This is a genomic window from Allobosea sp. AK1, from assembly GCF_006714945.1.
In the GTDB taxonomy this organism is placed as follows: domain Bacteria; phylum Pseudomonadota; class Alphaproteobacteria; order Rhizobiales; family Beijerinckiaceae; genus Allobosea; species Allobosea robiniae.
Map to the genome: position 1 here is coordinate 718,252 of NZ_VFMG01000001.1, position 13,653 is coordinate 731,904.

Consider the following 13,653-nt stretch of genomic DNA (forward strand, 5'->3'; position numbering starts at 1 on the left):
CGCCATGGCCGAACTTGAGCAAGCCATGAAGGCGCTCGTCGACTTCATGCAGGCCCATCAGCAATGGGCCGTCCCGATCGTCTTCGCCGTCGCCTTTGCCGAATGCGTCGCGATTCTGTCCTGGCTGGTGCCGGCCACGGTGTTCTTCACCACTTTCGGTGCCGTCGCAGGCGCCTCCGGTCTCAATCTCGTGCCGTTGGCGCTGGCAGCCTCGCTCGGCGCGGGCAGCGGTTTCTGGGTGTCCTACTGGGCCGGGCTCCTGCTCGGACCGCGCGTCCATGACTACTGGCCGTTCAGGAAGAACCCGCAACTGCTCGATCGTGGCCATGCCTTCTTCGAGAAATGGGGCATCGCCAGCATCCTGATCGGCCATTTCTTCGGGCCGTTGCGCGCCGTGATCGCCATCGTCGCCGGCATCGTCGCGATGCCGTCCTGGCAGTTCCAGCTCGCCAACTGGCTGGCTTCCTTCGCCTGGGGTTTCGGCCTGCTCTACGGCGTCGGGCGCCTCAGCGAATTCCTGGCCCGCTGAGGCCGCCGGAAACCTGACTGCCCGGTGAACGCGCCATTCGGCGACCGTTCAAGCCGAAAGGCGCTTCTTCACGTCGTCGCATCGCGGCACGCCCCCGTGGCGAGCCCGGCGCGACACGCTGAACGGCCTCGTGCCGCCAGCGTCGTCCGGCGGAGGGACCCGGCCCCCGGCGGATGCGATGATCCGGGCCGACCCGCGAGGTCCCAGTCATGACGATGTCCCGCTTCCTGATCCCCCTCGTCGCGCTTGCCGCCATGGGCGGCCAGGCCTTCGCCCAGACCGCGACGCCAGCGACCCCCGCCAAGCCCGCTGCGCCTGTCACCGCGCCGGCCGCGCCTGCGATGAAGCCCGCAGCCCCGGCTGCTGCCCAGCCCGCAGCGACCCAGGCCAAGAAGATCAACATCAACACTGCGACCGCTGCCGAGCTCGACACGCTCAAGGGCATCGGCGAGGCCCGTTCCAAGAAGATCATCGAGGAGCGCGGCAAGGCGAAGTTCAAGGATTTCGCCGATCTGGTGAAGCGCGGCACTCTGCCCGCCAATGTCGAGGCCGAGATCAAGGACAAGATCACCTTCTGATCGGCCCCCAGATGCAAAAAGCCTCCGGCGCCAGGCGCCGGAGGCTTCATCATTTCGGGTCTCTCGAAGCGGTGGGTCAGGCCAGGCCCAGGATCACCGCGAGCATCATCGCGAGCGACAGCGCCATCACGACGCGGATCGCCACGGGCGTTTCAAGAATGCGTAAGAGTTCCATCACTGCCTCCCCTGCATCGGGCAAACACGAACGGTTTCGCAAAACTCAGTAGACCAGCTTCTCCACGGCGAACCACGCGATCGTCACGAGCACGAGCCCACCAACCAGCACCATCAGGACCGGGCGGCCGAGAAAGCCCTGCCGCGCCTCGATCGGTGTCTCCACAGCCGGGTCCGCATCGCTGTGATCGTCGGCGCGCATCGGCGGAATCGGATCGCCGCCGCGGGCCTTGTCCAGATCCTCGACCGGCACTCTGGGTCGGGTATCGACCGTCATGACCGTCTCCTTGAGGTCTCGCAGGCCCGATGGGCCATGCACCGCAAGGAAAACGCTCCAGCACCGGTACGGTTCCTGCCAGCGCTTCAAAGAAAGCGGGCGGCGGCCTCCCGGCCACCGCCCGCAAACAGAAAGTCGTTTGATATCAGCCGACTGCAAGGCGGTCCGGAATCAGATTCGGAGCCTCTTGAATCAATCTTGGAAGCCCGCACCGACGATCGCCGGCGCGGGCGGCCACCAGCTCAGTTCTTGGTCTTGTCGACCAGGGCCTTGGCCTTGATCCAGGGCATCATGTCGCGGAGCTTGGCGCCGACTTCCTCGATCGGATGGGCGGCGTAGCGAGCGCGGGTCGCCTTGAACGAGGTCTGGTTGACCTTGTTCTCGAGCATCCAGTCGCGGGTGAACTTGCCCGACTGGATGTCGGTCAGGACGCGCTTCATCTCGGCCTTGGTCTCGGCCGTGATGATCCGCGGGCCGGTGACGTACTCGCCGTACTCGGCGGTGTTCGAGATCGAGTAGTTCATGTTGGCGATGCCGCCCTCATAGATGAGGTCGACGATCAGCTTCACCTCGTGGAGGCACTCGAAATAGGCCATCTCGGGGGCGTAGCCGGCCTCGGTCAGCGTCTCGTAGCCGGCCTTGATCAGCTCGACCAGGCCGCCGCAGAGCACGACCTGCTCGCCGAACAGGTCGGTCTCGCACTCTTCCTTGAAGGTGGTCTCGATGATGCCGGCGCGGCCGCCGCCATTGGCCGAGGCGTAGGACAGGCCGAGGTCATGGGCGTTGCCGGTCGCATCCTGGTGGATCGCGATCAGGGTCGGCACGCCGCCGCCACGCTGATACTCGGAGCGGACGGTGTGGCCGGGGCCCTTCGGGGCGACCATCAGCACGTCGAGGTCCTTGCGGGGCTCGATCAGGTTGAAATGGACGTTGAGGCCATGCGCAAACAGGAGGGCGGCGCCTTCCTTCATGTTGGCATGCAGCTCGTCGCGATAGATGTCGCCCTGCAGCTCGTCCGGGGTCAGCATCATCATGATGTCCGAGACCTTGGCGGCCTCCGACGGGGTCATGACCTTGAAGCCGGCCTCTTCGGCCTTCTTGCGCGTGGCCGAGCCGGCCTTGAGCGCGATGATGATCTCCTTGACGCCGGAATCGCGCAGGTTGAGCGCGTGCGCATGGCCCTGCGAGCCGTAGCCCACGATGCAGACCTTCTTGCCCTTGATCAGGTTGATGTCGGCATCACGATCGTAATAAACGCGCATGGGTGTCTCCTTTGTCACGCGTTGGACTTGTCCCGGCCCGAGGCATGCCGCCCCGCGCCGTAGAGGGTGAGAAACTGTTCGGTCGCCCGTTCGGCATCAGCGGCGATCTCGGCCCGGCTCAGCGTCAGCGTATCGCCGAGCAGGAGGCGGATCTGGACGTCGCGGCCGGCAAGGCCGAAGAAGGTGCGGAAAGCCGTCTCTGTATCGTCGAAGGCGAGCAGCCCCGCCTCGCGCCCCGCATCGAGCACCGGCTTCAGGCGCTCGCCGATGGCGAAGCGGCCATTGGCCAGCACGATCGAACCGAGATTGCCGTCGCGCGAGGCCGCCTGGCTGATCCCGATGCGATTGAGCGCGATCGAGGTCGGCGAGGTGATCACCTCAAGCCAGTTCGCGGCAAAACCCTTCAGGCTCTCGCGCAGCGCGCCGGCATCGAACGTCTGGCGCTCGTAATTGCCGGCCCGGACCTTCGAGGCCTGCCATTGCACGGTGGCGGTCAGGAGGCCGTCGCGGTCGCCGAACCACTTGTAGAGGGTTTCCTTGGAGCAGCTCGCCCGGCGCGCCACCGCCGTCATGGTGAGGCCGCTGCCCTTCTCGACCATCAGGCTCAGCACGGCATCGAGCACGGCTTGCTGGCGCGCTGTCAGCGCCTCGCCTTGCGTCTCTGCGGCAGTTCGCGTCATGGGGCGGGAACGATCCAGTACCGTACGTTACGGTTCAGGCATCTATCGCAGGGACGGGCAGCCCGCAAGCGTTATTCACGACTGGCGTATGGCCGAAGAAGAATTATCTCTCGATCATCTGAGTTCGAGGAACGGAGCCACTCATGACCCTGCCCAGCGCCAATACCGTCGTCAGCTTCTGGCGCGAGGCCGGCCCCGAGAAATGGTTTCTGAAGGACGACGGCTTCGACGCCGAGATCACCAGGCGCTTCCTGCCCGCCCATGAAGCCGCCGCCGCAGGCAAGCTCGCCGATTGGGAGGAAACAGCCGAAGGCGTCTATGCGCTCCTGATCCTGCTCGACCAGTTCCCGCGCAACATGTTCCGCGGCAGCCCGCGCGCCTTCGCGACCGACGCGCAAGCGGTTGAAGTCGCCGAGCGGGCGATCGCCCGGGGCTTCGACGAGGCCTACCAGCCGCCGGAGAAGCGCTTCTTCTACATGCCCTTCATGCATTCCGAAGGGCTCGCCGACCAGGAGCGCTGCATCGAACTCTGCGCCGCCGCCGATGATGCCGAGGGCGTGAAATTTGCCGAGATCCATCGCGACATCATCCGCGATTTCGGCCGTTTCCCGCATCGCAACCCCGTGCTCGGCCGCGAGACCACGGCGCAGGAGCGCGTGTTCCTCGACGAAGGCGGTTTCAGCGGATGAGGCTCAGCCGGCCTGCTGGCTGGCGATGCGCTGCAGGAAGATCGCCGCGATCGTCAGCAGGAAACCGGTCCACCAGAGCGGCGAGCGCAGGCTCTTGCCGCTGCCGAGCGGTTCGGCTTGCCCCTTGCCGGAGAGGCGCATCATGATCGGCCAGGCGAAGCAGCCGAAGCCCGCGATGCCGAGGAGAAGCGCGATCTGTTCGAGGCTCGGTGTCGTCATGCCCTTACGCTCGCCAGAGTGGGATTTGTCGGGAAAGCCGGCCCCAGCTTCAGGGCCCGCAGGGGATCGCCATACAGCCCCGCGACGAGCAGTGCCAGTTGCCTGTCGATGCCCGGCAGGCGCGCCAGCGGTGGCACGAGCCGGTCGCGGAGCAGCGGCAGCAGGACGCTGTCCGACTGGTAGAACGGCGTGAACAGGCGGCTCGCAGCCTGGTAGAGCCGGACATGGAAACGCCGCAGCCGCGCATAACGCTCGAGCGCCCCGGCGATATCCGCAGCCTCGTTCACGGCGCTCGCAAGCGCATAGGCATCGAGCAAACCCATATTGGCGCCCTGTCCAAGCTGCGGGCTGGTCGAATGGGCGGAATCGCCGATGAAGGCGAGCCCGCGTCCGGCCGGCACCGGCAAGGTGTGATGCCGGTAGGAGGCCAGCAGCAATTGTTCAGGCGCCATGATGCTCTCCAGCATCGGCGCCGTCTCTGGCCAGTACCGGAGCACATCCGCTTTCCAGGCATCAAGACCGCGCGCCTGCCATTGCGCGTGATCGGCAGGCTTCAGGCTCCAGAAGAAGGAGGCGAGTAACGTCTTGTCGTCGGGCCGCCGGCCGATCGGCAGCACACCGACCATCACGCTGGCGCGGCGATAGCGCTGCTCCAGTGCATGCGGATCGAAGCCCGCCGCCAGCGGCGCATTGGCCCAGACCGCGCCATAGGTCAGCGGACGCTGGTGCACCGGCCGCAAGGCCCGGCCGATCAGCGGCGAACGCGCACCCAGCGCGTCGATGGCAAGATCGAACGGCCCCAGCTTTCGGCCATTCTCCAGAATGAGCGAGACCCGCCCGCCGCTGCCATTTTCGACGTCGACAATCTCGCAGCCGGTCTCGACCGCGATGCCGCGTGCCATCACCGCGGCAAACAGCGCCTCGAACAGGCTGCCGCGATGGATGCCGAGGCCGAAGGCGTCAGGGCCGAGCGCCGCATAGCGCACGTCGAGCACGACAGAGCCTGTAGCCGCGCCCAATCCATAGAGCCGGTCGAGCCTGCTGCCGCGTGCGATCAGCGCCTCGGCAAGGTCGAGCTCGCGCAGCACGGCAAGTCCGGTCGGCTGGAGGATGAGGCCGGAGCCGAGCGGCTGCGGCGTCGCGAAGCGCTCGACAAGCGTCACCCGATGCCCGGCGCGCTCCAGCAGGAGCGCAGCCGCAAGCCCTGCCGGCCCGCAGCCGGCCACTGCGATCTCGTAGCGGCGCGTCACCGGCAAGAGCCGGTGGTCACATCGAGTCCGGGCCGCGGCTCATCGCGGCGATGCCGGTGCGCGAGACCTCGGTCAACCCCACCGCGGTCATCGTCTTGATGAAGCGCTCGATCTCCTCGGTCGCGCCGGTCAGTTCGAAGACGAAGGAGGTCAGCGAGGCATCGAGCACACGCGCGCCGAAGGCCGAAGCAAGGCGCATCGCCTCGACGCGGTGATCGCCCTTGCCGACCACCTTGATCAGCGCCAGCTCGCGCTCGATCGCTTCGCCCTGCTCGGTCAGGTCGACGACGCGATGCACCGGCACCAGCCGGTCGAGATGCGCCTTGATCTGGTCGATGACATTGGCCGTGCCCGAGGTCACCACCGTGATGCGCGAGAGATGTTTCTCATGCTCGGTCTCGGAGACGGTGAGGCTTTCGATATTGTAGCCACGGCCCGAGAACAGCCCGGCGATGCGAGCAAGAACACCCGGTTCGTTGTCGACGATCACCGCCAGGGTGTGGCGCGCGGTCGGCTGTGCCTTGGGAGCATTCGGGTAGTGGGTGGCGGGCTTCGACATGACGGACCTGTGAGGCAGTTGGAGCGAATGAAATCGAAGAAAGATCGGGCTCAGCGGAGATTGACGAGGGCGGGTTCGTCGACCTCGTCCTGCGCTACGATCCAGGGCTCGGCCAGCGCAGCGGCAAGCCATTCGCGATAGGCAGGCAGCGCGAGCACGGCCTTCATGTAATCCCGCGAGACCGGATCGACGGCGATGCCATAGGTATCGAGCCTTGTGACGACCGGCGCATACATCGCATCAGCCGCCGAGAAGGTGCCATAGAGGAACGGACCGCCGGCGCCGAAGCGCTCGCGCGCCTGCCGCCACAGACCGGTCAGCCTTTCGACATCGCGGGCGACGCCGGGGCCGCGGCCGTGCGCGGCGAAACGCTTGCCAAGATTCATCGGGCAGGCGCCGCGCAAAGCCGTGAAGCCCGCATGCATCTCGCTGGAGATCGCGCGCGCATGGGCACGAGCTGCCTTGTCGCGCGGCCAGATGCCGGCCTGCGGCTGCGTGTCATGCAGATATTCGCAGATCGCCAACGTCTCCCAGACCGCGATCTCGCCATCGATCAGAGTCGGCACGGTGCCGCCGCTGCCGGGCGCGGCCGCGAAGATCGCGTCCTTGAAGCCGGGCTCGTCGAGCAGCACGAGCTGCTCGGTGAAGGCGATCCCGGTTGCGCGCATCAGAAGCCAGGCCCTGAGCGACCAGGACGAATAGCACTTGTTGCCGATCAGGAGCTTCATGCCGCGGCAACCTCCCATTCGTCGACGAAATCGAGCGCCGCCGCAACGTGCAAAGCCGTGGTGTCGAACACCGGCACGGAGACATCACCCTGCGAGAGCAGGAGGCCGATCTCGGTGCAGCCGAGAATCACGCCGTCGGCGCCCTCCTCCCTGGCCGCGCGCGCGACGATAGCGCGGTAGCGCTCGCGCGAGGCCGGATCGATCCGCCCTCGGCAAAGCTCCTCGTAGATGATCCGATGAACCTCATCCCGCTCCTGGGGCTGCGGCACCAGCGCCTCGACGCCGAAGGCCTTCAGCCGGTCGCGATAGAAGCCCTGCTCCATGGTGAAGCGGGTCGCCAGCAAGAGCGGTCGGCGCGCGGGCGAAGCCAGCACAGCCCGCGCCGTGACATCGGCGAGGTGCAGGAAGGGCAGCTTGGTCGCGGCGATGATCTGGTCCGCGACCTTGTGCATCGTGTTGGTGCAGAGGACGAGGCAGGAGGCCCCGCCCTGTTCCAGGCGGCGCGCGCTCGCAGCCAGCGCCGCGCCAGCTGCCGCCCAGTCGCCCTTCGCCTGCATCTCTGCGATGGGGGCGAAATCGACCGAATGCAGGAGCACGTCGGCCGAATGCAGCCCGCCCGAACGAGCGCGCACGCCCTCGTTGAGGAGCCGGTAATAGACCGCGGTCGACTCCCAGCTCATCCCGCCGATCAGACCGATGCTGGCCATGGTGTTTTCCTTCTCGGAGCGCTGCCGTCATTCTCGGGCGAAGCTGAGGCTTCGACCCGAGAAATTCCCGACGGAAGGGCGCAGATTGGCCCTCACTCCGCCCGGGATGCTCGGGGCAAGCCCGAGCAGGACGATGCTTCGTCAGACGAGCTGTTTGCCCTTGGCATCGATGATCTCGCCGGTATCACCCTCGAAATCGGGCAGGATCATCTCGTTATGGGCCTTGCCCGACGGGATCATCGGGAAGCAGTTCTCTTCCTTGGCGACGAGGCAGTCGAAGATCACCGGGCCGGGCGTCTCGATCATCTCCATGATCGCGTCGTCGAGCTTGGCCGGGTCGGAGCAGCGGATGCCGTGGCCGCCATAGGCCTCGGCCAGCTTCACGAAGTCGGGCAGCGACTGCGAATAGCTCTCCGAATAGCGCCCGCCATGCAGCAATTCCTGCCACTGGCGCACCATGCCCATGTACTCGTTGTTGAGGATGAAGATCTTAACCGGCAGCCGGTACTGCACCGCCGTCGACATCTCCTGCATGTTCATCAGGATCGAGGCCTCGCCGGCGACGTCGATGACCAGCGCCTTGGGGTGCTTCATCTGCACGCCGATGGCTGCCGGCAGGCCGTAGCCCATCGTGCCGAGGCCGCCCGAAGTCATCCAGCGGTTCGGCTCCTGGAAGTGCAGGTACTGCGCCGCCCACATCTGGTGCTGACCGACCTCGGTCGTGATGTAGGTGTCGCGATCCTTGGTCAGCTCGTAGAGGCGCTCCAGCGCATATTGCGGCTTGATGATCGTGTCCGAGCGCTTGTAGGCGAGGCTCTTGCGGCCGCGCCAGCCCTCGATCTGCGTCCACCAGGCGGCGAGCGCGGTCTTGTCGGCCTGCGCGCCGGTCTCGCGCCAGATCCGGACCATATCCTCGAGCACATGGGCGCAATCGCCGACGATGCCGATATCGACCTTGACCGTCTTGTTGATCGAGGATGGGTCGATGTCGATATGGATCTTCTTCGAGCGCGGCGAGAAGCCGTCGATGCGCCCGGTGATACGGTCGTCGAAGCGCGCGCCGATATTGATCATGACGTCGCAGTCATGCATCGCGAGGTTCGCTTCGTAGGTGCCGTGCATGCCGAGCATGCCGAGCCACTGCTTGTCGGCGGCGGGATAAGCGCCCAGCCCCATCAGCGTCGAGGTGACCGGGAAACCGGTCAGCCGCGCGAGCTCCCGCAGCAGCGCCGAGGCGTGGGGGCCGGCATTGATCACGCCGCCACCGGTATAGAAGACCGGCCGCTTGGCGCCGGCGATCAGCTCGACCGCGGCCTTGATCTTGTTCAGGTCACCCTTGACCACCGGGCGGTAGGTCTTGTGCTGGTTGTCGCGCGGGCGGCTATAGGTGCCGGACGCGAACTGGATGTCCTTGGGGATGTCGATCACGACCGGGCCCGGGCGGCCGTTGGCGGCGACGTAGAACGCCTCGTGCAGGATGCGCGGCAGGTCGTGGATGCTCTTCACCAGGTAGTTGTGCTTGGTGCAGGAGCGGGTGATGCCGACCGTGTCGCATTCCTGGAAGGCGTCGGAGCCGATCAGATGCGTCGGGACCTGGCCGGTGATGACGACGAGCGGGATCGAGTCGAGCAGCGCGTCGGTCAGGCCGGTGACGGCGTTGGTCGCGCCGGGGCCGGAGGTGACGAGCACGCAACCGACCTTGCCCGGGCCGGAGCGGGCATAGCCCTCGGCGGCGTGGACCGCACCCTGCTCGTGGCGGACGAGCACGTGCTTGACCTTGTCCTGCTGGAAGATGGCGTCGTAGATCGGAAGTACGGCGCCGCCCGGATAACCGAACAGGTGCTCGACACCTTGATCCTGAAGCGCGCGGACGACCATCTCGGCGCCGGTCATCATCTCGCTCATTACGCTCTCCTGCGGCTGGTCTTCTGGTCTGTCTGGAATGCGGGCAATAAAAAAGGCCCTCGGAGGGGCCTGGGCGTGCGCTGGCGTTGGGGACGCCCGGTTCGAAAACCGGCCCCTACCAGCGCACCTCTACGAGAATAAGCTTGCGCATCGCGCTCGTGATCCTTGACGAAAGTTGCCGAACGCTAGCGGAGCACGCGCGGCCGGTCAAGCATCAACAACATGGTTACCGACCGGTCTGCGCCACACCGGAAAATCCGCTGCCGTGGCAGAACGATTTTTCAATGCGTTCCCCCTTAGCGTCTGCGCGCTCGAACCGGGACGGATATGTATTACGAAGTCCACACCGAGAATATCGCGGCGCGCGGACACGCGCCGGAGATCGCGCAGATCCTGCGCCGCTTCGCGCTTCATCGCCGCGACGGCTCGGCCGTGGTCTATGAAGAACTCGCACCCGCATTGCTCCCGGATTTCGGTGAGGACCTGATGATCCTCGAGCCGACCGACGACGGCGACTATCGCTGGCTGCATTTCGGGCGCGAGATCATCCGCTATTCCGGCGCCAGCCGTCTCGGGCAGCGCCTCTCGGGGATGCGCGAGCAGGTCGCCCGCTTCTCGGCCGACAGCTTCGACCAGGCCCTGGCCGAGGACCGGCCGCTCTACACCGTGCATCGCTCGACCGAGACGGTGCGCGTCGCCCTGTGGGAGCGCCTCGTCCTGCCGACGATCACGCATGACGGGCGCCGCTTCGTCGTCGCCTTCAGCCGGCCGTTGCAGTTTCGCGAGGATCTGCTCAATGCCGTGCTGGAGAGCTCGCCCAGCGGCATCGTCGCCCTGCGCGCCATCCGCGACGCGGCCGGCCAGATCGAGCAAGCCGTCGTCGTCACGGCCAACCGGCGTGCCGCCGAATTGAGCGGACGCCCCGAAACCGACCTGCTCGATACCGACGGCCGCGAGAGCCTGACCTTCCTGTCCGACCTTTCGGTCTGGCGCCGCTGTCTCTGCGCCATCGACCTGCAGCGCGCCGACACCCTGGAAACCTCCTTCACGCATGACGGCACGACGACCTGGCTCAGGGTCGCGATCGCTCCCCTGGGCGACGGGTTGCTGCTGACGCTGACCGATATCACCGACCTCACCGTCGCCAACCAGACCTTGCAGATGCGCGCCGCCACGCTGGCGCTCGAGATCGGCCGCGAACGGGCCACCCGCCGCGCCCTTTCCGAGGAGATCTGCCTGCGCGAGGAGCGTGAGGAAGAGCTCCGCCGCCTCGCCGAGACCGATCCGCTGACCGCCCTGCTCAACCGCCGCTCCTTCACCGACAAGGCGAATGCCGCCATCGCGGCGAGCGAGGCGGATGGTACCGCTCTGGCGATGATCATCGTCGATCTCGATCATTTCAAGCAGGTCAACGATACCTATGGCCACCCGGCCGGCGATGCCGTGATCCGCGCCTGCGCCGACCTCCTGCTCGGCCAGTACCGCAGCGAGCACAATCTGGTCGGCCGTTTCGGTGGCGAGGAGTTCGGCATCCTCCTGCAGGACTGCGACCTGGCTTCCGCCGCAGCGAGTGCCCGTCAGATCCAGGACGCCCTGCTCAGCCGCGCGATGCCGGTCTCCGAAACCCTGGCGCTCAAGGTGACGGCGAGCCTTGGCATCGCGGCCCGCCACCCCGGCGAAGCGCTGGCATCGCTGACGGCCCGTGCCGACCAGGCGCTCTATCGCGCCAAGAACGAGGGCCGCAACCGCCTCGGCCTCGCCGACCCGCTCCCTGTCGCCGAAGCGGCCTGAACTTCAGCAGCCGAGGCGCCGGACGGCCGCCTCCAGCGCAGCCGCTGGCGCAACCGCTTCCCAGCCTTCCATCTGGTGGCGGAACCACGTCACCTGCCTTTTGGCATAGGCACGCGTATCGGCCTGGCCGCGCCGGATCGCCTCGTCCAGGGTGATCGCGCCGTCAAGATGGGCGATCAAGCCGGGCACGCCATGGGCACGCATGATCGGCAGCAGCGGGTCGAGCCCACGCTGCTTCAAGCGCGCGACCTCGTCGAGTGCACCCTCGCCCATCATCGCCTCGAAGCGCCGGTCGATCCGCTCCTTCACTGCCTCGCGGTCGGGATGCACGAAGAGCCGGAGCGTCGGCACGCCGCCCAGCGGCCCCGGTTCGCGCTCGCCCTGGAAGCTCGCCAGCGAACGCCCCGTAGCGCGAAAAACCTCCAGCGCCCGCATGATCCGCATCCGGTCGCTTGGGCGCAACCGCTCCGCCATGGCGGAGTCGCAGACCGCAAGCTCAGCATGGAGCGCGGCCGTCTCGCGCCCTTCGGCATCGGCACGGAAGGCAGCCCGGACATCCTCAGGCACGGCCGGCATCGCCGAGAAGCCTTCCGTGACCGCCTTAAAATAGAGCCCGGTACCGCCGACCAGAATCGGCAACGAGCCATTCGCGCGCAGCTCTTCGAGCAGCGTGGCGACATCGGCGGCATAACGCATTGCCGAATAGTTCACCGCGCCATCGACATGGCCGTAGAGGCGATGCGGCACCATCGCCTCCTCCGCCGCGCTCGGCCGGGCCGAGAGAACGCGCAGATCGGCATAGACCTGCATGGAATCGGCATTGACGACGGTGCCGCCGGTGCGGCGCGCGATCTCGATCGCCAGCGCCGACTTGCCGCTCGCGGTCGGACCTGCGATGAGCACCGCGCCGAACTGCCCTTCCGTCTTCCCCACCCGGTTCCTCACATGCTCGTCGCCACACTCGTATCCGCCCACGGCCAGGCGCTGGTTGGCGAAGCCCTGCTCACCCGCCTCACCCGTTCCGTCCCCGGCATCAGCCGCACGGCTGTCCTCGATGGCGCGGTCGCTGCCGACCTCTTCGCGGAAGCCGCCGACGCGCGCAAGCTCGAAGCCGATATCCGCACGGCGCTGGAGGGCGCCGCGATCGACGTCATCGTCCAGCCGGCAGCGACGCGCCGCAAGGCGCTGTTCCTCGCCGACATGGATTCGACCATGATCGGCCAGGAATGCATCGACGAGCTCGCTGCTTTCGTGGGCCTCAAGGAGCATGTCTCAGCGATCACCGAACGCGCCATGCGCGGCGAGATCGATTTCGAGCCGGCTTTGCGCGAACGTGTCGCCCTGCTCAAGGGCGTGCCGCTTTCCGTCGTCGGCGAGATCATCCGCGACCGCATCACGTTGACGCCGGGCGGGCGGGCTCTCGTCCAGACGATGCGGGCGAATGGCGGCTACACGGCCCTCGTCTCGGGCGGCTTCACCGTCTTCACCGGGCCGATCGGCCAGGCCATCGGCTTCGACGAGCACCGCTCCAACACGCTGCTCGCCAATGACGGCATCCTCAACGGCGAGGTCGCCGACCCGATCCTCGGCAAGCAGGCCAAGCTCGATGCCCTCATCGAATTGCGCGCTCGCTTCAAGCTCGCACCCGAGCAGACAATGGCCGTCGGCGACGGCGCCAATGACCTCGCCATGCTGGGCGAAGCGGGACTGGGTGCGGCCTTCCGTGCCAAGCCGGCGGTGGCCGCCGCAGCCGATGCCCGGCTCGACCATGCCGATCTCACCGCGCTGCTCTATGCCCAGGGTTATACGGGCAGCGAGATCGTCCGGGGCTGATCAGTCGACGATGAAGAGCTTCGCGCCGGTCTTGGTCGCGGAGCGATGCGCCTCGGCATTGTCGGCAACCTGATAGCTCATCCCGGCTCGGAGCGGCAGCACGCGCCCGTCGGCGAGCGTGGTCTCCATCTCGCCTTCGAGGCACAGGATGATGTGCCCCTTCGAGCACCAGTGATCGGCGACATAGCCCGGCGAATACTCGACCATCCGCACCCGGATGCGATTGTCCTCGGGGCCGAAATACTGGACGCGCCAGGTCGCCTCGCCGCTGTCGCCGGCATGGCGTTCGATGGGAACCGTCGACCAGTCGGTGGTGACGAAGGGGATGTCGCTGATCTTCATCTCGGTCTCTCCAGGCGCCGTCGCCAAGCTCTACCCGCGTTCGGCCAGTCTGCGCCAGCGCACACGCCTCGCCGCCGGCCTGCGGACAGGGCATGAAAAAGGGCGGCCCGGATGGACCGCCCCTTCACAT

16 protein-coding genes are annotated in these 13,653 nt (G+C 66.7%); 5 read left to right on the forward strand and 11 right to left on the reverse strand.

The window, feature by feature from the left end; all coding sequences use genetic code 11:
* The first annotated feature begins 4 nt into the window (after positions 1-4).
* Both FHT98_RS03785 and FHT98_RS03790 read left to right on the forward strand, forming a co-directional pair.
* On the forward strand, positions 5-529 hold the full coding sequence (locus tag FHT98_RS03785; protein WP_210244326.1) for a DedA family protein: 525 nt from the start codon (positions 5-7) through the stop codon (positions 527-529).
* A gap of 209 nt (positions 530-738) precedes the next feature.
* Positions 739-1,107: a ComEA family DNA-binding protein gene (locus FHT98_RS03790; RefSeq protein WP_061966830.1), complete on the forward strand. Its 369-nt coding sequence runs from the start codon at positions 739-741 to the stop codon at positions 1,105-1,107.
* A 220-nt stretch (positions 1,108-1,327) separates the two neighbouring features.
* On the opposite strand, the gene FHT98_RS03795 is transcribed toward FHT98_RS03790, so the two are convergent.
* The 3 genes from FHT98_RS03795 to FHT98_RS03805 form a co-directional block, all read right to left on the reverse strand.
* Positions 1,328-1,558 (reverse strand): hypothetical protein, encoded by a 231-nt coding sequence (locus tag FHT98_RS03795; RefSeq protein WP_061966829.1) that lies wholly within the window; start codon positions 1,556-1,558, stop codon positions 1,328-1,330.
* A 242-nt stretch (positions 1,559-1,800) separates the two neighbouring features.
* Positions 1,801-2,820 carry a ketol-acid reductoisomerase gene (gene ilvC, locus FHT98_RS03800; protein WP_061966828.1) on the reverse strand — a complete coding sequence of 340 codons (1,020 nt, stop codon included), beginning with the start codon at positions 2,818-2,820 and terminating at the stop codon, positions 1,801-1,803.
* A 14-nt stretch (positions 2,821-2,834) separates the two neighbouring features.
* Positions 2,835-3,500, reverse strand: a complete 666-nt coding sequence (locus FHT98_RS03805) for a TetR/AcrR family transcriptional regulator C-terminal domain-containing protein (protein ID WP_091856483.1) — start codon at positions 3,498-3,500, stop codon at positions 2,835-2,837.
* A 143-nt stretch (positions 3,501-3,643) separates the two neighbouring features.
* On the opposite strand from FHT98_RS03805, the gene FHT98_RS03810 reads away from it, so the two are divergent.
* Entirely contained in the window at positions 3,644-4,189 is a 546-nt protein-coding gene (locus tag FHT98_RS03810; protein WP_142112544.1) for a DUF924 family protein, read from the forward strand.
* Positions 4,190-4,192: 3 nt separating this feature from the next.
* On the opposite strand, the gene FHT98_RS03815 is transcribed toward FHT98_RS03810, so the two are convergent.
* The 6 genes from FHT98_RS03815 to FHT98_RS03840 form a co-directional block, all read right to left on the reverse strand.
* Complete coding sequence (locus tag FHT98_RS03815) at positions 4,193-4,408, reverse strand: hypothetical protein (protein WP_061966825.1); 216 nt, start codon at positions 4,406-4,408, stop codon at positions 4,193-4,195.
* On the reverse strand, positions 4,405-5,658 hold the full coding sequence (locus FHT98_RS03820; RefSeq protein ID WP_142112546.1) for an FAD-dependent oxidoreductase: 1,254 nt from the start codon (positions 5,656-5,658) through the stop codon (positions 4,405-4,407). The genes FHT98_RS03815 and FHT98_RS03820 overlap by 4 nt, the downstream gene beginning before the upstream one ends.
* Positions 5,659-5,674: 16 nt before the next feature.
* A complete protein-coding gene (gene ilvN, locus FHT98_RS03825; RefSeq protein ID WP_061966824.1) occupies positions 5,675-6,217 on the reverse strand; it encodes an acetolactate synthase small subunit in 543 nt (180 codons plus the stop codon).
* Between the two features lie 50 nt (positions 6,218-6,267).
* The gene (locus tag FHT98_RS03830) at positions 6,268-6,945 is read right to left on the reverse strand and encodes a glutathione S-transferase family protein (protein ID WP_091856480.1); all 678 of its coding nucleotides are present in this window, start codon (positions 6,943-6,945) and stop codon (positions 6,268-6,270) included.
* The gene (locus FHT98_RS03835) at positions 6,942-7,652 is read right to left on the reverse strand and encodes an aspartate/glutamate racemase family protein (protein ID WP_091856479.1); all 711 of its coding nucleotides are present in this window, start codon (positions 7,650-7,652) and stop codon (positions 6,942-6,944) included. Before FHT98_RS03835 ends, FHT98_RS03830 begins: the two co-directional genes overlap by 4 nt.
* 141 nt (positions 7,653-7,793) lie before the next feature.
* Positions 7,794-9,557, reverse strand: a complete 1,764-nt coding sequence (locus FHT98_RS03840) for an acetolactate synthase 3 large subunit (RefSeq protein WP_091856478.1) — start codon at positions 9,555-9,557, stop codon at positions 7,794-7,796.
* Between the two features lie 327 nt (positions 9,558-9,884).
* Here FHT98_RS03840 and FHT98_RS03845 point away from each other — a divergent pair, with 327 nt between their 5' ends.
* Positions 9,885-11,348 carry a GGDEF domain-containing protein gene (locus FHT98_RS03845; protein WP_091856477.1) on the forward strand — a complete coding sequence of 488 codons (1,464 nt, stop codon included), beginning with the start codon at positions 9,885-9,887 and terminating at the stop codon, positions 11,346-11,348.
* Positions 11,349-11,351: 3 nt separating this feature from the next.
* Here FHT98_RS03845 and miaA read toward each other — a convergent pair whose 3' ends face one another.
* Positions 11,352-12,281 carry a tRNA (adenosine(37)-N6)-dimethylallyltransferase MiaA gene (gene miaA, locus FHT98_RS03850; RefSeq protein ID WP_142112548.1) on the reverse strand — a complete coding sequence of 310 codons (930 nt, stop codon included), beginning with the start codon at positions 12,279-12,281 and terminating at the stop codon, positions 11,352-11,354.
* 12 nt (positions 12,282-12,293) lie between these two features.
* Here miaA and serB point away from each other — a divergent pair, with 12 nt between their 5' ends.
* The gene (gene serB / locus FHT98_RS03855) at positions 12,294-13,181 is read left to right on the forward strand and encodes a phosphoserine phosphatase SerB (protein ID WP_142112550.1); all 888 of its coding nucleotides are present in this window, start codon (positions 12,294-12,296) and stop codon (positions 13,179-13,181) included.
* Here the strand turns inward: serB and FHT98_RS03860 are convergent, their stop codons facing one another.
* Positions 13,182-13,523: a DHCW motif cupin fold protein gene (locus FHT98_RS03860; protein WP_113586761.1), complete on the reverse strand. Its 342-nt coding sequence runs from the start codon at positions 13,521-13,523 to the stop codon at positions 13,182-13,184.
* Between the last annotated feature and the right edge of the window lie 130 nt (positions 13,524-13,653).